Origin of the sequence: Microcoleus sp. Pol7_A1 (assembly GCF_036701085.1) — a bacterium.
Lineage (GTDB): Bacteria > Cyanobacteriota > Cyanobacteriia > Cyanobacteriales > Microcoleaceae > Microcoleus > Microcoleus asticus.
The window spans coordinates 57,282-77,274 of sequence record NZ_JAUBQD010000033.1 but is presented as its reverse complement, the minus strand read 5'-3'; the positions used below and the strand labels follow the sequence as shown (position 1 = coordinate 77,274).

General features: G+C 46.7%; 17 protein-coding genes. 5 read left to right on the top strand and 12 right to left on the bottom strand.

The annotated features are described in order from the left end of the window. Positions 1-232: 232 nt before the first annotated feature. The 3 genes from QUA20_RS18885 to QUA20_RS18875 form a co-directional block, all read right to left on the bottom strand. Positions 233-1,519, bottom strand: coding sequence for a DNA sulfur modification protein DndB (locus QUA20_RS18885; RefSeq protein WP_333190608.1), 1,287 nt, complete (start codon positions 1,517-1,519; stop codon positions 233-235). Positions 1,520-1,825: 306 nt separating this feature from the next. Then, on the bottom strand, positions 1,826-3,991 hold the full coding sequence (locus QUA20_RS18880; protein WP_333190607.1) for a ShlB/FhaC/HecB family hemolysin secretion/activation protein: 2,166 nt from the start codon (positions 3,989-3,991) through the stop codon (positions 1,826-1,828). A 636-nt stretch (positions 3,992-4,627) separates the two neighbouring features. After that, positions 4,628-5,635: a protochlorophyllide reductase gene (locus QUA20_RS18875; RefSeq protein WP_172192481.1), complete on the bottom strand. Its 1,008-nt coding sequence runs from the start codon at positions 5,633-5,635 to the stop codon at positions 4,628-4,630. Between the two features lie 81 nt (positions 5,636-5,716). Between QUA20_RS18875 and QUA20_RS18870 the strand changes: the two genes are divergently transcribed. Then, positions 5,717-6,670, top strand: a complete 954-nt coding sequence (locus QUA20_RS18870; RefSeq protein ID WP_333190606.1) for an ATP-grasp domain-containing protein — start codon at positions 5,717-5,719, stop codon at positions 6,668-6,670. 71 nt (positions 6,671-6,741) lie between these two features. Here the strand turns inward: QUA20_RS18870 and QUA20_RS18865 are convergent, their stop codons facing one another. From QUA20_RS18865 to QUA20_RS18850, 4 genes are all read right to left on the bottom strand, one after another. After that, positions 6,742-7,860, bottom strand: a complete 1,119-nt coding sequence (locus QUA20_RS18865) for an alkene reductase (protein ID WP_333190605.1) — start codon at positions 7,858-7,860, stop codon at positions 6,742-6,744. A 70-nt stretch (positions 7,861-7,930) separates the two neighbouring features. After that, a complete protein-coding gene (locus QUA20_RS18860; RefSeq protein ID WP_333190604.1) occupies positions 7,931-8,287 on the bottom strand; it encodes a hypothetical protein in 357 nt (118 codons plus the stop codon). Then, positions 8,287-8,850 (bottom strand): Uma2 family endonuclease, encoded by a 564-nt coding sequence (locus QUA20_RS18855; RefSeq protein WP_333190603.1) that lies wholly within the window; start codon positions 8,848-8,850, stop codon positions 8,287-8,289. Before QUA20_RS18855 ends, QUA20_RS18860 begins: the two co-directional genes overlap by 1 nt. An 84-nt stretch (positions 8,851-8,934) precedes the next feature. Then, positions 8,935-10,662, bottom strand: coding sequence for a pseudouridine synthase (locus QUA20_RS18850; protein ID WP_333190602.1), 1,728 nt, complete (start codon positions 10,660-10,662; stop codon positions 8,935-8,937). Between the two features lie 513 nt (positions 10,663-11,175). On the opposite strand from QUA20_RS18850, the gene QUA20_RS18845 reads away from it, so the two are divergent. The 3 genes from QUA20_RS18845 (at position 11,176) to QUA20_RS18835 (ending at position 14,953) form a co-directional block, all read left to right on the top strand. Then, entirely contained in the window at positions 11,176-12,858 is a 1,683-nt protein-coding gene (locus tag QUA20_RS18845; protein WP_333190601.1) for a tetratricopeptide repeat protein, read from the top strand. A 754-nt stretch (positions 12,859-13,612) separates the two neighbouring features. Next, the gene (locus tag QUA20_RS18840) at positions 13,613-13,927 is read left to right on the top strand and encodes an RNA recognition motif domain-containing protein (RefSeq protein ID WP_172191763.1); all 315 of its coding nucleotides are present in this window, start codon (positions 13,613-13,615) and stop codon (positions 13,925-13,927) included. A 414-nt stretch (positions 13,928-14,341) separates the two neighbouring features. Next, entirely contained in the window at positions 14,342-14,953 is a 612-nt protein-coding gene (locus QUA20_RS18835; RefSeq protein ID WP_333190600.1) for a hypothetical protein, read from the top strand. A 192-nt stretch (positions 14,954-15,145) separates the two neighbouring features. Here the strand turns inward: QUA20_RS18835 and egtD are convergent, their stop codons facing one another. The 3 genes from egtD to egtC all read right to left on the bottom strand — a co-directional run bounded on the left by egtD (position 15,146) and on the right by egtC (position 18,628). Then, complete coding sequence (gene egtD / locus QUA20_RS18830; protein WP_333190599.1) at positions 15,146-16,192, bottom strand: L-histidine N(alpha)-methyltransferase; 1,047 nt, start codon at positions 16,190-16,192, stop codon at positions 15,146-15,148. A 380-nt stretch (positions 16,193-16,572) separates the two neighbouring features. Further along, the gene (locus QUA20_RS18825; protein ID WP_333190598.1) at positions 16,573-17,868 is read right to left on the bottom strand and encodes an ergothioneine biosynthesis protein EgtB; all 1,296 of its coding nucleotides are present in this window, start codon (positions 17,866-17,868) and stop codon (positions 16,573-16,575) included. Next, complete coding sequence (gene egtC, locus QUA20_RS18820; protein ID WP_333190597.1) at positions 17,840-18,628, bottom strand: ergothioneine biosynthesis protein EgtC; 789 nt, start codon at positions 18,626-18,628, stop codon at positions 17,840-17,842. The genes QUA20_RS18825 and egtC overlap by 29 nt, the downstream gene beginning before the upstream one ends. A 164-nt stretch (positions 18,629-18,792) precedes the next feature. On the opposite strand from egtC, the gene QUA20_RS18815 reads away from it, so the two are divergent. Continuing rightward, the gene (locus QUA20_RS18815) at positions 18,793-19,011 is read left to right on the top strand and encodes a hypothetical protein (protein ID WP_172191773.1); all 219 of its coding nucleotides are present in this window, start codon (positions 18,793-18,795) and stop codon (positions 19,009-19,011) included. Between the two features lie 144 nt (positions 19,012-19,155). On the opposite strand, the gene QUA20_RS18810 is transcribed toward QUA20_RS18815, so the two are convergent. Together QUA20_RS18810 and QUA20_RS18805 are read right to left on the bottom strand one after the other, a co-directional pair. Continuing rightward, a complete protein-coding gene (locus QUA20_RS18810) occupies positions 19,156-19,446 on the bottom strand; it encodes a transposase (RefSeq protein WP_333190596.1) in 291 nt (96 codons plus the stop codon). A 238-nt stretch (positions 19,447-19,684) separates the two neighbouring features. Beyond that, entirely contained in the window at positions 19,685-19,816 is a 132-nt protein-coding gene (locus tag QUA20_RS18805; RefSeq protein WP_333190595.1) for a hypothetical protein, read from the bottom strand. Between the last annotated feature and the right edge of the window lie 177 nt (positions 19,817-19,993).

The following is a 19,993-nucleotide window of genomic DNA, read 5'->3' as shown; positions in this document are numbered from 1 at the left end:
TAAGAATGGTTTTCTCAGATACTAGCTCAGGCACAAATATGATTTTTTGTCAACTTAATTTAGATGCGTTTACCCTGTATTTTGCCGCAACTGCGATACAATTATAAGCTAGCTTGCTGGGTTGTCAGTATGGTGGCGGATGACAACCCAACTACGAGAGTTGAAACAAAACAGAGAACCACCCCCGTTAAGTAGTTCCCTGAATATATGTGCCACAAATTATGAGACAGACCTATGTTCCAACAGCCGTAGGAAAAATTTCAGCAATAGGCTTAGGTAATGGAAGCGATTCGTCAATATTAAGGTCTATTCCATGTGCGATGTTGTATTCTCGCTGAATATCAGCAATTTCCTCTTCAGTCATCTTGTCAGCGGTGATTAAGTAATGAATCAGCTTACCTCCCTGCACTGGTGGCTGTTCTCCCCTAAGCATAGAACCGCTGGGAGCTACAAGAAAATTTGTCCAGATTCCTGATGACATTTGCCAATCTATTTTGCTGGCTCGTCGCACTGCCTCGCGCAGCGCCAATCGATTGTCGCGTGTTGCTGCAATTAGTCCTCTAAATAAAGCTAGTTGACCAACTGGTTTGAATAAGAGCGAGTAGGGTTGATCATCCTTTCGCATTTGAGGTATGCGACTGCTATCTTCAAGGGCTTCCTTATAGGGTTGTAAGCCGTCTAATACAACGTTCCAAAATTTTTCAACTGTTTCGTAGTAATGATTTAATTCTTCTTCTGATGGACGATTATTAGGGTCAAGTGCTACACCCTCGCTTTTAAGAATAAGCTTAACGGTTTCATACACAGCACTAATTGTCGTCAGCTTTTTGCTTCTTACCGCAAGTGCATTGCTCTTCCATTCAACAACATCGCTGCTTCCACGCGCTTTAACACCCAACGGCGCTCCTTCATTTAATAATTGGCGAGCAATGATGGCGCTACGGTCGTCTTCACTTGTAATAATGTTGTCGCCTCTGCTGGTTGGTTTTGCGTAGCGGTTAACCTTGTTAAATATCCGACGTGTTTTTTCATTGCTTTCATGCTGAATAAAGATGACGCAGACATCATCATTTGGCACATCCTCGCGGCATGATCCAATCACCTCACCTTTTATTACCTTCTCAAGAGCTAGAAGGCGATGCTGTCCATCAAGCATGATGAGGGAACCACCATCTATTGTAAGTACACCAATATTATCTGAGACTGATTGATAAGCGCGTGGAGCTTTATTAGATACCCAGTCTCTCAGACTATCAAAGTAAATTTCCCCCTTGTAGACTAATACAACCATTGCACCAAAAAATCGATCCTTGGACTCTGCTATGTAGGGAGCAATCTGCTCCTTAACTCGTTTTAGGTCTGGGTCGCGCTGTATCCGCTCTTCAATGCTCATTGTTGTCCACTCATCAAGTTCGCTAGCCGACCGTACTCCTTGTACTAGGTCACGAACTTTCATCGTTGCCTGATAGAAGTCAGTGTTGCCCAAATGTCCCTTTACGCCTGGAATGACTAAAGCCATAAAGCCTCTGCTGTGAATATAAGTTGAACAATGTACTAGATTTTACAAACAATTGGCTGGTTATCCTGTACTTTACGTATGTTTTCACAAACAAAGTGGATTGTCAATACATTATCCGGTATGTTTTCACAAATATACCTTTGGATAGGCTATTTTGCTATAGCCCTAGCGTCCGGTTGCGACATCCCGCAGTTTAATCGTGCGATCGAGGCCGCCACTTAATAAAATTTGACCGTCAGCGCTAAAGATGAAAGTGTTGGGCGAAGCGAAGCGTAGGGTTCGATCGCACTCAACCCAACCTACAATTTAAAACGGAAAATAATTGATTCTAAAGTAGATGCCTTTTTCCTGCAAAGTTCGATCGCCCGATCGAGCATTTATCAAAGGAATACCGTAGTCTAAACGCACATTCAACCGATCGCCCATCTGCCAAACCAGCCCCAAACCCGCACCCAGAAGTTTATCCGAGTCAGGATTCGCCTTTTCCTCCGAATGGTTCCACCCTACCCCAAAATCGATAAACGGAGCCACTTGCAACAATCCTTGGACTTCTGGGACACGCCAAACCGGTATTCGCACTTCTGCAGACGCGATCGCACCGCTATCAGTTAACAGCAAATCTTGGCGGTATCCGCGCACGCTTTGAACGCCGCCGATCCCGATTTGTTCGAGGGAAAGCAGGGGGCGATCGGCTAATTGAATGTCTGAACGCACTATCAGCAAGGTTTCTGGTGCTAGCAGCCGCACGTACTGCGCTTGTCCGCGCCACGCCAGAAAGCGACTATCGGGCCCGCTATCGTTCGCAGTAGCGCCCAAAAAATCGGTACCGAGGGAAAACTGCGATCGCGCCGCGAACACTTGGCTGGAACTCCGCTGCACGTATTCTTGAAAAAACCGCACAGCCGAAACCCGCGTTTCGCCGCGCTCATTTGCTCCCGCCGAAAGCGCAAATCGTTCCCCCGACAGGAATGTGTCGCTTTCTTGCCGCGAAAAACTCAGTCCCAAAGCCAAAGTGCGATCGGGCTTTTCGACAATCGGTTGGCGGTAAGTTAACTCGTAAGTCCGCGATTTCCCCTCAATTTCAGCAGCATCGAAGGGTTCCTCAATGATGTTGGTGCTAGCAACACCCGCAGCGAACCCAATCGTGCCGTTGCGCGCGTTGACGGGAACTGTGTAGCTGCCGTTGAATTCGTTGCTGCCGTCGGTGTTAGCATAAGATACCTCTAATCCGTCGCCCAAACCGAGCAAATTAGCTTGATTGATGCGAACACCGCGCCGAAAACTGCCGACGCTGGGCGATCGGTTGTTGTCTGCGAACACTTCACCGTTAAAGCTGTCTGCTTCTTTTACCCGCACTTCTAAACGGCTGTTTTCCGGGCGGCTTCCGGCTTGGAGTTCGGCGGAAATATTGGCAATTAAGGGGTCGAGTTGCAGCAGTTGCAAGGCTTCCAGCAACCGATCTCGGTTGAGGGGCCGTCTGGTAGCGCGCTCAAGGCGCGATCGCACGTAATTTGAATTTAAGCGCCTGTTTCCAGTAATCACAATTTCATCTAATCCGCCTTCTACAATCCGAATTGTCACCACACCTCCCGATCTCGGAAAGGTTTGGTTGGCGGGAATTACAGCGCCGGAATTGATGTATCCTGCAGCTACATATTTTTGAGTAACGGCTGCTTCGGCTGCGATCAGTTCCGCAAAGGTGATTTCGCGCCCCGCAAACTCTTTAATAACTTCTGCGAGTTCGCGATCGCTAAAAGCCGTGTTGCCCTCAAATTCAAAGCGATCGACCTGAATTGTACCCGGAATCTCCGGCCTAGCATCGCCGGGAACTGGTGTTAGCGGCGTTGGTTGGAGGGGAGACGGCGCAGGCGGTTGCGGCGGCTCAGGAGCTGGTAATTCGGGGTCTCGGGGGAGAATTGGGTTCGGCAGTTGGCTTAGTTGCGAGTCTCGATCGATACCCAAATTGGTTTTTTTTATGCCAATATTTTCTTCTAGCTTGTGATCTCGGTTTAAAATCTCGGTTTCTTGAGTTTTTGTGCTGAATGTGCGATCGGCCTGAGAAGTTGCACCATTGTCAATAAGCCTTTTACGGGCGGGCAGGATGCCCACCCCACAAGAAAACTCACTCTTCGCTTCACAGGCATCTTGCCTGTTCTTGAGAATGGTGTAAGATGTCACATCGACTGAATTTGCCGCGGACGGCGGTAAGTCGGGAGTTTCCGCCGCCACCGATCGTTCTGACTCTGCGGGTAACTGCGTTTCCTCGTCTTTTATCGGCAAGTCTTCGCGTTTGTCAAAAGTGGTATCGTTGGGGGCTACAGCTCGATCGCCTCCGCTGCTGACTGCTGCCAAATCCTTAACATTTGAAGTCAAAATTTCAACTGTGCTAGCGGATGTTTTCGCTGGTTTTCCCAGCCAAACTAACCCAAAAATTCCAGCGAGTAAAAATAGTTTTTGCGATCGACAAGCCATAGGATCTAATTATTATCTCGCTTAAGTGGGGGAAAATATTTCCAGGAAGTGAGCACCCTCAAGTAAAAATCAATCTTAACAGCAAAAAAAGAAACAGCCGTCGCCGCAAAGAGTTTCGCAGGCGCTAAAAAGCAAAAGGTCGATCGACCCTTGTTCCTTTCCCAACTCTTACGCATCAACCGGGTTTTTATCCGAAAAAATATCGTGTAAGTCGATCGTAAACGGTAAAAAAAACCAATTTTTTTTGGTTGCAAAATCTACGCTTTCATGCTAAGGCAGCAACCAGAATAGCCCTGCACGCCAGGGTAAACCAGAAACCGGGTTGTGTCCGAAAAGACGCGCTACAACTGAGATCTTGCACCATTCTCAATAATCTTTTTATGAACAGGCAAGATGCCTGTTCCACAAGAGATAAATTTTCTCGCTTCACAGGCATCTTGCCTGTTCTTAAGAATAGTGCAAGATGTGAGTTACAGCCCGCAGATCCACTAACAAACCCGGTTTCTTTGATTTTGGTGTATCATACCAAATCCGACTTTAATACCCCCTTTATTCTTGAGTCCGCGTCGGCAGACCTCCTGTGCCCAGACGCGGTTTCAACAGCCTAGTCTTATATCAGGGGTTTCTAACTATGAATTATGCAGAGCGGCCCGCACCAGCCGCAGCACCCATTTGAGCCCCGTCAGCCAATCCCACCAACTTAGCACTCAACTCCCACATCCGCTCGCCTTTTTCATCATCGCGGGCCTGGGGAGAAACCTTCTGCACAAAAGACTTACCATCTTTTTTCTGGCGATTTCCCCAACTCCAATAAGCCCCAGATTGCTTGTATTCTGGATCGGCAACCACCATCGCCAACCTTTCCCCCGCCAACTCCTGCGACACGTAACCCCCGGTGATATTCTTCTGAAACAGCGGGAACAGCTTCTGAAATAGGGGATAGTGATTGCGGAACAGCGGCGTATCCGCCACGCATCCCGGATAAAGCGAAGTGAAAGTAATCCCCGTGGATTCGTGAAAGCGGCGGTGCAATTCCCGCATCGTCAGCACGTTGCAAACTTTGCTATCTTTGTAAGCCTTGACCGGTTCAAACTTCTTGCCGTCAACCATCGAAATCGGGTCTTTGAAACCCGCTTCAAAACCCTCAAACTTGCCCAAATCCGGGCGCGGCGGAATCTTCCCGCCCAACTCGTCTGGATTGTGAGTAACAGTTCCCAAAATCACGATTCTCGCATCGTTATAGTAGGAAGGCTTCATATTTTCCATCATCAGGTTGCACAGCAGGAAATGACCCAGGTGATTGGTAGTCATCGTCAACTCGTAACCCTCCGGGCTCCGCAGCGGTTCCTTAATCAAAGGCATATAAATGGCGGCGTTGCACACCAAAGCGTCCAGAGGCCTGCCGCTTGCCTTAAAAGCCCGAGCAAACTGGCGCACGCTGTCCAAATCGCCCAAGTCAATCTGCATGATGGAGAAACTGCCTTCAGGTATGCCCAACTCTTGGGCGGCGTCTCCGGCTTTCCGCACGTCCCGACAGGCCATGACTACGTGCCATCCCTTGTCTGCGAGAGCTTTCGCGCCGTACAAACCGACGCCGGAGGAAGCGCCGGTGATGATAACCGTTGATTTATGATTTTGTGCCATCTTGTTAAAAGCGCTTCCGCTATTGATTATTTTCAGGCACTCAAAAGCTGAGCTAGCAGCTCTAATTTTTTGAAGTACCCTATGGTTATTAGGATATGGGGAAACGTTCTCGATCTCAACTGCCTTTTTGCCATTGGGATCGATCGAGTCATTTTCGCTCTCTTTGCGGGAGTTGCCCCTCAAACACCGATCGAACGCAAGACTGCCATGAAAAAAGTAAATTGGTTGCTCGAACAAAATATTTACAATCGCGAAACAGAATTTTTAGCAGAATTGCAGAAACAAGGATACATTTACAAACAAACTAAATATCTCAATTTTCGCCCAGAAGCAGCTCATCAATATTTTCCCCCTGATGATTGTGTTTTATTCATGGGAACCCTAAATTTAGGTCGGGATATCTTAAGAACTCCGTGGATTCCGGGCGCTTATATGGACGAAAAGCATCTCCGTTGTTCCAGTTACTACACTTACTTTGGTCAATACTTGTTAAATAACAAATATTTTCTTCTTTCTTTGGGCGAATTGGTCAGAAGAAAGACCGAAATTCTGGAATACTTCAAATCCGATGGAGATTTGTTTGTCCGACCTGATAGCAATATGAAGTCATTTCGAGCCGGGGTTTTTAACCTGAATATTTTAAACACGATGCAATCTCTGGGAAGCGAATTAAAAAGAGATGAAACCACTTTTGTATTAGTCAGTGGCAAACGACCGATTGCGAAAGAATGGAGATTTTTTGTTTATAAAAATCACATTATTACTGGTTCTCTCTATTTAGTCGGAGAAGAAAGAGTTGATGAAACGATCGGCGGAGGATATTTAGAAAACTATCTTAGCGAAGTTTTCAAACAAGTGAGTTGGTATCCAGAATCTGTCTACACGATCGATATCTGCGAGTCTGAGGGAGAGCTTTATGTCTTGGAACTTGGTTCTTTTAGCTGTGCTGGAGAATATGCTTGTGATTTGAGTGCGATCGTCGAATTTGGTGCAAAAGCAGCTTGGGAAGATTACGAAGCAGTCAATCAATTTTAGATTACCCAGATCCCAGACTTCTTAAAGAAGTCTGGGATCTAACAGCAGGTGTCATCCATGTAATCTGACGCTCAGGAAATAGCTTGAGATTCCTGATAGCTAGGGAAATCGATATAACCTTCAGGCCCAAAAGAATACCAGACGCCCACTTCAGCCTGCGGATTGAGCGGCCAACCATTAGTAAAACGCTCTACCAAATCCGGATTGCTGATAAAATCCCGACCAAAAGCAATTAAATCCGCAACTTTGCTGCTCAGGGCAGTTTCAGCCTGTTCTTGAGTATATCCGCAGTTGCCGACGAGCGGCCCTGCAAACACATCGCGAAACTCACTTATCATCATCGGCGTTCCCAATTCGTGAAAGCCAAAAGCCAGACCGTCCACCAAGTGAAGGTAAGCTAAATCGTAGGCATTTAACTGCCCTGCGAAATACAGAAAATCTTCCCGATATTCTGGAGAACCCATGTCATTGTAAACACCGTTGGGAGAAAGTCTAACTCCCACTCTGTTTGCCGGAAATACTGTGATAATCGCCTCGACAATTTCCTTAAGAAAACGGTAACGGTTTTCAACTGAACCTCCATAGGAATCAGTGCGGTGATTGGTTTTGGATTGCAGGAACGTGTCAATGAGATAGCCGTTAGCCGCGTGAATTTCTACACCGTCAAAACCTGCTATTTTTGCCCGTTCCGCCGCCTTGCGATAATCTTCTACAACGATCGAGATTTCAGCCGTTTCTAGAGCGCGGGGAGTTTCGTAGGGTTGTTTGCCTAGAGGGGTATGAATGCCTTCTCCGTTTATTTTGATGGCAGACGCTGCAACTGGTAATTGATTGTTTTCATGAAAATTGCTGTGGGAAGCCCGCCCGCAGTGCCAAAGCTGCATGAAAATCGGCGTTTCGCGGGCATGAACCGCAGTCACAACTTGTTTCCAAGCTTCGCCTTGCTCGTCTGAATAAATACCGGGCGTATTGAGCCAACCATTAGCTTGAGTAGAAACCACCGTAGCTTCTGTAATGATTAAACCAGCGGAGGCTCGTTGAGTGTAATACTCTGCCATCAAGGCGTTGGGCATCCGCGCTTCACCGGCTCTGGAGCGTGTCAGGGGTGCCATGACTACCCGGTTTTTTAATGGTAAATCTCCGAGTTTGAAGGAACTGAGTAGGAGTGGAGAAGTTGTTTGAGCAGTCATAATCTTGAGGTTTTATCAACTGAAAAATGAGGTAAATCCCTTAACGGTTAACTGTTACCTGTTAACCTAATTAAGGTGATATCCTCCGCACGGATTGTCGGGGGACAAGCTTAATATAACTTGAATCCATCACCCGGAATGCTAACGGCATCACATATTCACGATCGATTATCGATCGTTCCCCGATCGCCCTCAGCTTAAAATGGGGTCGCCGCCTGTAAGTGCAACCTTTCTCCCAACTGCGGATGCTCAAAGCAAAGTTCCCGCGCGTGCAAGTGTAGCCGCTTTGCAGCAGCGCGCGATCGAAAGTTATTAGACTTGTTAACTCAAATTGAAAAATTTCACGATGCTCGACCGTGAAAATAAATTTATTGCTGCACTTTTTATGTAAAAAAATGGCGTTTGAAAAGTCAACTTTATTTGTCATTAATCTAGCAGCCAACTAAATAAACCTTCTACTGTAAGATTGAATTCTCTTGCAAATTCTGGCACTGGTAACAGTACATCCGGTTCGTCATAAAATGCTGTTGGTCGATCGGCTAAGTAAACAAATACACATTGCTCAGATGGGTCAATCAGCCAACCCATCTGCGTTCCGTGCTTCAAGCAATGCAGAATATTTTTTGTTACCTTAGTTTGGCTTTGGTCAGGCGAAAGAATTTCGATCGTCCAATCTGGGGCAATTGAGAAAACATTAGCCACTTCACCATTTTCCTTGCGAGGAATCCTGCTCCATAAGAATACGGAAATATCGGGTATAATCGATCGTTCACCAAAAGTGCAGCGGAGTTCTGAGAAAGCTCGTGCAATCTTTTTTGACCTCACAACCGAGTTAATGGCGGGAGACAATTCAGTCTGAAGTGCACTATGTTCTCCTTGTGGCATTGGTTTTTGGACGATCGTTCCATTAATGTATTCGCTGGCGGGTTCCGTCTCCGGCAGCTTCAGAAACTCTCCTAGGGTAAGGGTTTTAGTGGGAGTCTGTACCATTTTAAGGTTTCCTGAAGAGAAGCGAGTTGAGATTCCTATACTGATTATTCTACAGATATCGATCGTTCCCCGATCGCCCTCAGCTTAAAATGGTGTTTCTGCCTTTAGGTATAGCGTTTCTCCCAACTGCGGATGCTCAAAGGAAAGTTCCCGCGCGTGCAAGTGTAGCCGGTTCGCAGCAGCCCGACATCCGTAAAGTCGATCGCCCAAAATCGGTATTCCCAACCCTCTAACATCCGCTGCATGAACCCTCAATTGATGCGTGCGTCCCGTCAGCGGCACAAACTCGACGCGATCGCAATTTCCCTGTTTCGCCATTACCTGAAAGCGAGTAACGCTGGGCTTTCCGCACTCCCAATTGACTTGCTGGTAAGGGCGATTTTCTGGATCGCCCCAAAGCGGAAGATCGATCGTCCCCGCATCAATTTTTACAGTACCTGAAAGCACCGCTTCATAAACTTTGTGAACCTGCTTTGTTTCAAATTGCTGCCTGAGTTGACTGCTAGTTTCTTTGTTTCGCGACAATAGCAAAATACCCGATGTTTCCCAATCTAAACGATGCACCGCAGTCAAATCCAAACTATCAGGCAACAAGTTACGCAAACGACTTAAAACACTATCTTGATTTTCCAAATAACGACCTGGAACTGACAGTAAGCCAGAGGGTTTATTGACGGCAATTAACCATTTGTCTTCATAAATAATCGGTAGCATTTGCGTAACGGGCAAGATGCCCGTTCCACAAGAAATATTATTTCTTGTGGGGTGGGTTTCTAGCCCGCCCGTCAAACCCTCATTTATATTAGAAATAATCGGATTTTGAGCCAATCCTGACAGCAAAAAACCCATCAACGGCTGACACCGATCGCCACAAGCGCCATAAAATTCTCCCTGTATCTTATCCCCCGATGGCGGCCCCCACCAAAACTCAGCCATTGCCAGCGGTTTCAGATTGTGTGCTGCCGCGCAGTGGAGCAATTTTGGCGCGCAGCAGTCGCCGGTGCCAGTGGGAATAGAATTAGTTGGCATCAATGAAGAGATCGATCGCGATTTCCCCAAAAAATTCACCAGAGTGTAAGCCGCGTGCATTTGCGTCTGAAGTTCGCGGGAAAGTTCTTTTCGCCGCTGTTTCAGCGCCCGCATCCGCCGATCCGCAGCTTCAATTAATTGTTTTAGCGGCTGCAAAGTTTCATCCCGCTGCCGTTTCAATTGCCTGCGTTCAATTCCCTCCAAGCGGCTTTCTTGATTCAGTTGTTCGAGGGCAATTTCTAGTGTTTCTGCTGCGAGGGTTTGACACACTAACTGGCGTTTTTCGTCTCGCTGCTGCTTGCAATTGCGCTGCCGATCGCTCAAAACTTGCAATTGCAATTCAAACTCCCGAAATAAGGCTTCATACTCTTGTCGCTGCGGGAGTTGATTCAGTGCAATAAGTTCCTGTTTCATCGCCTCCAATTGAGCTAACGTGCGGGCTTCCTCGAAAGCAACTCGATCTCGTCCCGGAATCGGTGGCACCCAGCCTTCAACAATGCTGCAACCGTTCAGCAGCCCGGAAAATGCTTTGAGTATCCCTTGCTCCCCCGAAGGCATCTCCACCAGCAATATGCCGTACATCTTGCCCTCGCGAGCGTAGGCACCGTCAACAGCAAGGTACTGCATCAAAACCCGGGCGAGATCCTCAGACATTCGAGTGCGCGGCAGTCTCACCAGCTCGCCACTTTGAGGACAACGGCCTTCGTACCAATAACTGGGGTGCGAGTCGATCGACCCCCAATCACAGTCCGTGAAATCTAAAAGCGCGTGCAACTCTAACATCTTAAATTTGGTTTTAAACCTTAATTAGGACATATTTGCTTGTGTCTTGACCCCGCCCAAAAACGGATACAAGTTTCCGACACTCGTCGTGGAGAGATCAAAATTTTAGACTCTGGTTCAAGCTCCCAGATTCATCTGTGGAGTCAATCGATTTTAGATTTTAGATTTTAGATTTTCGATTGAAGCATTGACCCCACGGATAAATTCGGAGGCTCCTTTATCGGATACAGGTTTTTTATTTCTGGACGGATGAATCCGGGGGCTTGTATCCTGGATGCTTTCGGTCAATCGAAAATCGAAAATCGAAAATCGACTGAGCGTATTTTACAGCGGTGTACCGAAAGCGGGAAGGGTGCATAATTTTATACCTACTACAATTAAGTGAACATTATTGGTCGCACCAAACCTGATATGCTAAATTTGTCTCAAAACAGCAGCGAGTTAAGAAAAGCATAAGTTAATATATAAGACCGCCAGCTTGTTATCCCACTAAATTTTTTATGTGCAAGGCGTATGCCAGACCTCTCGACTTCGGCTACAGAAAACTCCTCAAACCCCCAACCAGCACTGCTGCCGCCGATTTTTAGAGCTTTTGCAGCATTTCCAGATTACGATCGGGGCAATAGATTGTACGCATCGGGAAGGTACGAAGCGGCAATCATTTGCTACGCAAAAGCGGTTCAAATTAATCCGGACGGGGCCCGGGCGTGGCTAAATTTGGGCAAAGCTTACAAGCAACTGCACTCCTACGCAGAAACGGTAGTCTGCGCCGATCGAGCTATTGCAATTAATCCCGAAGAATATTGGGCTTGGATGCTGCGCGGGAGTGCACTGTTAAGTTTGCAGAATCACTCAGAAGCGATCGTAGCTTTAGACAAAGCAATTCAAATCAATCCAGAAAAGCACGAAGCTTGGTATCAGCGGGGCAGAGTATTAGAGGAATTGCAGCAGTGGGATGCAGCAGCAAGCTGTTACAAAAGAGCGACCCAAATTCATCCGAATTTGCCCGCGATGTGGTGCCGGCAAGGCAACGCCTTGCTGCAAGCGGAGCGCTACCCTGATGCCGTGGCGGCTTACGAGCGCGCGCTGAAACTCGTCTCGACTAATGGGGAAGCTTGGCTGAACCGAGGTTTGGCTTTGATGAAGGCGGAACGCTACGCTGAAGCTGTAACTTCTTACGATCGCGCCATTCAACTGAAACCGCAAAATAGTCTGGCTTGGTTCAATCGGGGTATTGCTTCAGCAAAATTGCACAAATATGCAGAAGCGGTGACAGCTTACGATCGCGTACTGCAAATGCAGCCCAACGACTGCGAAGCTTGGTTCTATAAAGGAATGGCCCTCCAATACCAGTGGCCCGATGCAGCAATTGCTTGTTTCGAGCAGGCAATTAAAATTAATCCTTTTTATGCCGAAGCATGGATCGGGCGCGGTCAAACACTGTCAGAAACGAGAGATTTTGAAGGGGCGATCGCTGCTTTTGACAAAGCCATTCAAATTAATCCGAATTTCCCCGAAGCTTGGCTGGGTAGAGGCATCGCCCTGGCAGGATTGGAACGCTACAAAGAGGCTATTATCGCTTACAGCAATGCCCTACAAATTGAAGGTAATTTTCTAGAAGCTTGGAATTTGCGAGGCGAAGCACTGGAAAAATTGCAGCAATACGAAGAAGCGATCGCCTGTTTTGATAAAGTAATATCTCTGAGTTCGGAAGCAGAAATTACATCAAAAGTAGGTTTGCAGCAAGGCGCGGCGCTGGAAAAATTGCAGCGTTACGAAGAAGCCGTCGCAGCTTACAACCGCGTAATTAAAATTGTGCCCGACAATTTTGAAGCGTGGTTGAAACGCGGCAACGCTTTCTCAAATTTGCAGCAGTACGAACAAGCTCTAGCATCATACGATCGAGCAATTACTATCTGGCCCGACAGCTATCAAGGCTGGGTGCAGCGAGGTTTAATCCTGGAGAAAATGCAGCGCTATTCCGAAGCACTCGTCGCTTTTGACCAAGTGATTCAACTCAAGCCCGACAACTGGGAAGCTTGGGCGCAGCGCGGCGACGTTTTGCAAAAATTGCAGCGGACTCAAGATGCCATTACCTCTTACGGAGTCGCCCTGGAAATCAAACCAGATTACTACGAAGCTCTAGTCAATCGAGAAGAATTGAGACTGAAGGGCGCGATGTCAGGAAAGTGGTAATGGCAGCATCCCAAGGATAGCTTTCTTTCGTAGTGTTCGCTGTCAGAGTACGAAGCGAGATATATCTTGTTCGCTAGCGGGACACTCGCTGTGAGATATAAGCCGTGCTGTTATCTGACAGCGAACACTCATAAAACTTTCCTTCTTTTCTCTTCCTCTGCCTTCTCTGCGCCCTCTGCAGTGCATAAAAAAATCTAATTGACAAATTAAATAGTATTGCTATATCCGATGAAAGTCGATCGACGAAGTAATAATATCGTGTCCGGTAAAATAATCCTGATATTTGTAATGAGGTTTTTCGATAGGAAATAATATGAATTATCGGTAAACATTAACTAATCAGAAGATGAATCTGCGACTAAAAATATTGATATCTGGTGGAACAGGCAGGTATCCTGCCTGTTCCAGAAAAATGCGCGATCTCAGTTATAACTGAGATCGCGCACTGTTCTCAATAATACCGAATCAACCGGCTAACAGAGACAAAAAATCTTTGCTCTGTGCTCGATCCTGCAGCAAGAAACCAAGCTGATGATACCAAGAGAGTCAGATCTCAATTATCACGAATATTTTCTGTTGCCGATTGCCAGACGGCACCCCTAATTGAAAATTCTGACAGCCAATTGCTGATTCTGCTGGCTTCATGTTATAGTGGTTTTCCAAGAATTAAATTCGGTTGCGTAGTTTGTTGGTGTTTATTTACAAGCGTCTCTCCGAATCTAAATCTCTGCACCCTAATGATTCTGGAGATTTTATGTCGATTTACGTGGGTAATCTTTCATATGAGGTAACATCAGACGACCTCAGCGAAGTATTTGCCGAATACGGTACTGTAAGCCGCGTCCAAGTGCCAATGGACCGGGAAACAGGCAAGATGCGGGGTTTTGCTTTTGTGGAAATGGCAAGCGAGGCTGAAGAAGCAGCAGCCATCGCAGCTCTAGACGGTGCTGAATGGATGGGCCGCGACTTGAAAGTCAACAAAGCCAAACCTCGCGAGAACAACAACAAACGCCCCTCCGGCGGCGGTGGCTGGGGCGACAACGATCGCTCTTCACGCGGACGCTACTAAGCTTTGAGACTGAAAATTTGAGTTTTGGTAGTTGACGGCAGTTGCGAATGCTGCTTTTTTTTGGGGTTGTTCTCTCGACTCGCCAAATAAAACTCGCAAACCTCTAAGTCAGTTTTGCCCCCTCGAAGGAGGGGGCTTTGTTTTTGGCAAAAAATCAAATCGCGCGAGGTACGTCTGCGGTGGAGTTTTTAGTCTAGTTCGTGATTCGGTATGCTCTTAACTTCTTTTTTTAAGAGGCTGTTGCGATTTGTGCGATCGACTCCTGTAAATTATCAAACTAGAATTAAGCACAAAGAAAAGTTAGAATAACGGCAAAACTGAATATTGTCCCGAACAACCAAACTATCTTTACCGAAGATTAGTTGAGAACACCAGCCGAATATCAGCCAATATCTTGATTTTGCCTGAATAAAGATGTCCAAGCTCTACAGCACGGCGGAACTCATTAAAATCCTCGAAGAAGAGCGCCAAGCCTGCTTGCATGGGCGGCGCCTCAACTTGACTCAAACCCCTGCTACAGGCAACCCCGTGATTGACCGCTTTCTCACATCTGAGGGCGTTCAGAAGTTCACTGCCTATCAAAATTTTAAGGCTGCCGTGCACGAATACCAGCGGGAACATCAAGTTTCTGGGATTGTCTGGCGGGAAATGGCGGTTAAAGGCAATACTCTACGCTATCCGGCAGTGGATGACGAATTAATAGCTCTACCGGTTGATTTGATAACGCTGAAGGCAGCTAAGATTTCTATGTTGGAATTCTGGCAGCAGGTAACTGCGGGGATGGATTTGTATTTAAGCATTAACAGCGGGAAGGATTTTCGATCGATCGAGCCGATTGATGTAGAGGCTCTAGCCCAGCGCACAGAATGGGCCAGTCTCTCGAACTGGGAAAAGTTGGATTTTCTGGAAATTTTGTTGCAGTTGGGCTGGGGGAAGCCGGAGGAAGCTTATTACAAGCGGGGATGGCCGACCTCGGGCAGCGAGTACATTCACGCCGTAAAACCCGGACAGCGGCCGATTTGTTAATTGGTAATGGGGAATTGGTAATTGCTAAGAGGATAGGCTGAATTCAGAACCATCGACAACACAGAAATAGAGGACACGGCAGTGCCGTGTCCCTACCCCAAAACCTCCTAGCTTGCGGGGTTCGCCCGCCATCGCCCGATTTGTAGGGACGCGGCAGTGCCGTGTCCTGACTGTGGGTAATATCTGAAGAACTCATTTATTACCATCTGACATCTGACAAAGCATCAAGCCAAACCACTGATTTGGATCTGTCCAAACTTGTACCGGCTTTAAACCGCGCTGCGAAAGTTCTTGTTTTACAGTATTGAGATTAAACTTGCGCGATATTTCGCTGCGGATAGTTTCTCCCGCTGCAAATTCAACCGTTAAATTCAGAGCGCGCAACTGCACTGTTTGCGCTTTTTTACTTTTTAAGTGCATTTCAATTTGACATTCCTCTTGATTGTAAAAAGCCCAATGCTCGAAGTTTGCTAAATCAAAATTTCCCTCATACCTCCGATTTAAATGCCGCAGCATATTCAAGTTAAATGCCGCCGTCACTCCTTGGCTGTCATCGTAGGCAGGCTCTAAAATATCCTTAGATTTGTCTAAGTCAATTCCCAGCAAAAAATACTCTCCCGGCTGCAATGCACCGACAATTTGCGAGAAGAATACATCGCATTCTTGAGCGTTGAGATTGCCGAGGGTACTGCCTAGAAAGCAAATCATTCGGGTTGGCAACGGCGACGGTGCCATTTTAGCTAAGGCTAATTCGTAAGTGCTGACAAGTCCGTGAATTTGGAGCGACGGATAATCTGCCAACAGTTGACAAGCGCTGCTTTCTAGGATACTAGGACTGATGTCGATCGGCAAATAGTGCAGGGGATATTCCAGTTGACTGTAAGCATCGAGGAGAATCCGAGTTTTGGTGGAACTGCCGCTGCCGAGTTCCACGATTTCGCAGGGGCCCGTTAAATTGGCGATCGCCCCCGCGCACCCCTGCAAAATTGCCGTCTCAGTGCGTGTCAGGTAGTATTCCGGCAACTGGCAAATCAACTCAAACAGGTTTGATCCGCGATCGTCGTAGAAATACTTTGGAGGCAGGGATTTGGGGTTTTGAGTCAACCCGCTAACTGCATCGCTGCCAGCATTGATTTCTGCGGGTGTCGGTGCCGCAGCGCTCACCAATCGCTCTAAGTGAAGTCGGTTTTCTTTGGTTGAGGCTGAGTTTGCCGTGTCGGACAGTCTTGGGGATTTCATAAAGTAATTTTTAGATGCACATCTGGGTATAGCACGCAGTCGCGTTGCCAAATATCGCGCTCAAGTCAGATTTTTCATGCCGATCTACGTTATGTATTGTCTCACCCGATGGCGATCGCATCCACAATAAAAACTTAAAATTTATCCACAAGAATTATTGAATAATTAACCAAACTTGTTTTCCTTGAGCTTCTTAAATCGGAAAAACTTGGGCATTTCGCAACCAAATTTCCTTCCAACTTCCCTTTCGGGCTATTGAGCTGATGTCCGTAAAATCAGCGTTATCGGGCAATTTTTGAGCACTTTAGTCCTCTGAAAACTCCGAGTAATTAAGTCGTAAATCTGAATAAATTTGATAGCAGTTATAATTACATAGCAAACTACTTAGCGCAGCGAAAACCCGCAATAATTTGCCGCACGCCCGGATAATACCAATTCCGAAAGCTCGATCGCAGTGCCTGCGGAAAAGTCGCCCAACTCCCGCCTTTTAAAACCCGGTGTTCTCCATCAAAATAAACTTGAGAATATCCTCTGTAAGGATAACTTTCAAATCCCGGATAGGCGTCAAAGGTTGAAGCAGTCCACTCCCAAACATTGCCCAACATATCGCAGCAGCCGATCGCACTTGCTCCTTTGGGAAAGGCATCAACAGGCGAGGTATTGGCAATATTATTGCCGTGATTGCACAGGCTGCCGTTTGGGTGTTCTTCTCCCCAAGGATAGATGCGATATTTTTGATTGGTGGCATCCCAACTCGCAGCTTTTTCCCATTCGGCTTCCGATGGCAAACGTTTGCCGGTGAAATTGCAGTAAGCTTCGGCTTCGTACCAACTGACACCGCAAACTGGATGGTTGTTGAAAGCTGGATTTTCTGACCAGTAAAGCGGTCGAGAGACGGCTTCGACTTGCAGCCATTTCCAGCCGTCCGCTGACCACCAATCAGGGTTTTGATAGCCGCCGGATTCCATGAAATCTCGGTATTGACGGCAAGTGACGGGATAGCGATCGATCGAGTATGCTTCTAAATAACATAGGTGGCGCGATCGCTCGTTATCCAAAGCCTCAGCAGCATCACTTCCCATGTAAAATTCCCCGCCCGGAATTTCAATTACCGGAGAATCGGTAATTGGTAATTGGTAATCGGTAATTGGTAATCGGTAATTGGAAATTAATCTTCCTTCTTCCTTCTTCCCTCTTCCTTCTTCCTTCTTCCCTCTTCCTTCTTCCCTCTTCCTTTGCATTTGCAGCACGAAAGCAACTGTTTCGCAGTGCTGGCTTTCGTGCTGAATAATAAACCGCCAGAGACGTTCTTGAGCGTCGATCGGCGCTACTTCCAAATAATCTAACACCTTTTTTCTCACCGCATCCAGATATAATTCAACTTCAGGTAATGTCGGCAGAAAAACCCGTTGTTTTTTCGGCAAAATATCAGCAGCAAACAGTTGGTGATACTCAGGAAAGACCGGCTTCAACCCAGCACACCGCTGCAACAGCCACAAATCCTCAGTATAAGCAATGTGACCTAAGTGCCAGCCAACCGGACTGAAATCAGGATGAGCTTGGCGGCAAAAAATATCGTAGTCGATGTCTGCAAATAGCTTGAAAGTGCCGCGGCGACACTGCTGCAAATCGTGATAAATTGCCTCTCTACAAGATTGGATAGATTTGGATATCACGATCTACTCCGGTACTGATAATGCTCTGGACTGGACACTCGTGCCAATTACCAGCAAATAAAGGTTCAGAAGCAATGATGACGGAATCCGGGAAATTTAAATCGTCTCGCACCCAATAGAGGGAAGGAGGGGCTTTTTGGGAAGCAAAGCGAGAAGCAACGAGCTGGTCTCCGTCGCTGATAATTATATTAGCTGAAAATTCTACTTGGTGAAAGTTTGCTAGCTCTGCCAAAGTTTTCAGCGTGTTTTGCAAAGCAGCTTCTAGAGTTAGATTTGCGGCTGTCAATTCATTGACAAACAAGCCGAAGATATGCTCTGAATCTGTAGTGCCGTTAATTGATTGATAAAGCGTATCGCTGAGCCGATCGCGAATTGGTCTGTAAAGAGTTTGCCGAAAATTCTTCACGAAGCCGTTGTGTACGAACAGCAGGCGATCGTTCTGAAACGGCTGACAGTTGCTCAAATCTAGAGCTTGTCCTGAAGTTGCACTGCGAACGTATCCGATCGCGCATCCGGATTCAACGTACCGACTGATACTCGGAAGGTTAATGTCGCTCCAAATTGGCTGTACATTTTTATAGGTAAACGGGTCACTATCTAGGTGCGGGTGATACCAACCAAGACCAAAACCGTCAGCATTGAGTACGCCAGAAGTCATTTCGCGGGGCTGGTAACTCTGCACAATTAGGGAATGTTCCGGCTTGTACAGAATAGTATCGAGTAAAATCGGCTCCCCGAGGTAGCCAAGCAAACGGCACATAAAAAAATTTTTGCAGCAATTTGATTAGCATTGTAAGTCATTAGCCGAAAAATTGCCCGAGCGCGCATCTTCAGCGCTGGAAGGTTTTTTGTAGCCCGCTGCCAGCATCGCAGTACAAACGGTAAAGTTAAGGTAGAACCCCAGCAGCACAAGGAGACTCTTGAATGTTCCTCGACGAACTCATCCCAATGGCGAAAGAATTGATCGAACAGCCGATCGCCTTCACAGGCGGATTTTTTTCTGGCCTGCTTCGACTCAACCTTTACGAAGAGCCCGTTAAAAGTTGGATCGACGAGCAAGCCGGTTCAACTTCCTACACTACTCCCCCAGCCGAAACCACCAACGGTAAAAGCACGGGGCCTCAGTCAATCTCGATCGACTAAGGAAAAGCATTGACAACCTCCCACCGCTAATTCGGGATATCGAATATAGCGGGGGATTCCAAAGAGCGCTCTTTGGGCTTCCTGTTTCTACGAGTTGACTTGCTGAAAAAAGTTTCCTCACCCAAGTATTGGTCAGTCTCACGCCTAAGCGTTAATTCCGATGTAACCCACCGGACTTAATGCTTTTTCTAAAAAGTTTCGTGCAGCGTGCCCATCTCTGTCTTGAGTGTGTCCACAATGGTAGCAAGTATGTGTTCTGCTGCTTAAAGACTTTTTGACGACATCCCCAAAATTCGAGCAATTTTGTGAAGTGTCGTGGGGTGGTACAGGAACTGTTACAAAGCCGAACACTTTCCCAAAATACTCAACCCAACTACAGAACTGAGTCCACAATGCGTCAGCAATGGATTTAGAAAGATGTCGATTTTTCACCATATTTCATTTCACACCTTCAAGTCCTCATCAGCCACTATGTCGTTGGAAATGACTACGCACCTTGCCGTTTTAATAGCAAATTTTTAACGAAACGGCGACTTACCTTGAGGTGTTTTAGAGCCAGTTTGTTTCTAAAATTAGCTCTATTTGGGGAACATTTTTTGGTCTTAGACATACGACGTTGAAGTCGCCTCAAAGACTTTTCAGGTTGACGAAGATGACGCGGATTGGCTACTATTTACCCGTCGGAATCGGTGTAGAAGTGATTCACTCCCACATCAATACCGACATTATGGGCAGTTGGTTCACGTTTCTCCAAGCGTTCTTGGTCAAGACAAAATTGAGCGTAGTATGCGTCTGCACGACGCACAACGCGGACACGCTTAATCTGCTTCTATTGATAGAAATGCAAATCGCTGGTTCCCCACATTTTGAAGGTTTTCCCTTGAAAACCGTCACATAAAGTGATATATTACCGCTCTTCGGAAAGCTTTAATCCACTGGTTTCGGACTAAACAGAACCATGTATTTGTTATTTTTTGAACCG

Excerpts from the sequence above, each read along its gene's own strand:
- QUA20_RS18885 (WP_333190608.1), bottom strand. The coding sequence starts at position 1,519 with ATGGCTTTAGTCATTCCAGGCGTAAAGGGACATTTGGGCAACACTGAC.
- QUA20_RS18880 (WP_333190607.1), bottom strand. The coding sequence starts at position 3,991 with ATGGCTTGTCGATCGCAAAAACTATTTTTACTCGCTGGAATTTTTGGG.
- QUA20_RS18875 (WP_172192481.1), bottom strand. The coding sequence starts at position 5,635 with ATGGCACAAAATCATAAATCAACGGTTATCATCACCGGCGCTTCCTCC.
- QUA20_RS18870 (WP_333190606.1), top strand. The coding sequence starts at position 5,717 with ATGGTTATTAGGATATGGGGAAACGTTCTCGATCTCAACTGCCTTTTT.
- QUA20_RS18865 (WP_333190605.1), bottom strand. The coding sequence starts at position 7,860 with ATGACTGCTCAAACAACTTCTCCACTCCTACTCAGTTCCTTCAAACTC.
- QUA20_RS18860 (WP_333190604.1), bottom strand. The coding sequence starts at position 8,287 with ATGACAAATAAAGTTGACTTTTCAAACGCCATTTTTTTACATAAAAAG.
- QUA20_RS18855 (WP_333190603.1), bottom strand. The coding sequence starts at position 8,850 with ATGGTACAGACTCCCACTAAAACCCTTACCCTAGGAGAGTTTCTGAAG.
- QUA20_RS18850 (WP_333190602.1), bottom strand. The coding sequence starts at position 10,662 with ATGTTAGAGTTGCACGCGCTTTTAGATTTCACGGACTGTGATTGGGGG.
- QUA20_RS18845 (WP_333190601.1), top strand. The coding sequence starts at position 11,176 with ATGCCAGACCTCTCGACTTCGGCTACAGAAAACTCCTCAAACCCCCAA.
- QUA20_RS18840 (WP_172191763.1), top strand. The coding sequence starts at position 13,613 with ATGTCGATTTACGTGGGTAATCTTTCATATGAGGTAACATCAGACGAC.
- QUA20_RS18835 (WP_333190600.1), top strand. The coding sequence starts at position 14,342 with ATGTCCAAGCTCTACAGCACGGCGGAACTCATTAAAATCCTCGAAGAA.
- egtD (WP_333190599.1), bottom strand. The coding sequence starts at position 16,192 with ATGAAATCCCCAAGACTGTCCGACACGGCAAACTCAGCCTCAACCAAA.
- egtC (WP_333190597.1), bottom strand. The coding sequence starts at position 18,628 with ATGTGCCGTTTGCTTGGCTACCTCGGGGAGCCGATTTTACTCGATACT.
- QUA20_RS18815 (WP_172191773.1), top strand. The coding sequence starts at position 18,793 with ATGTTCCTCGACGAACTCATCCCAATGGCGAAAGAATTGATCGAACAG.
- QUA20_RS18810 (WP_333190596.1), bottom strand. The coding sequence starts at position 19,446 with ATGGTGAAAAATCGACATCTTTCTAAATCCATTGCTGACGCATTGTGG.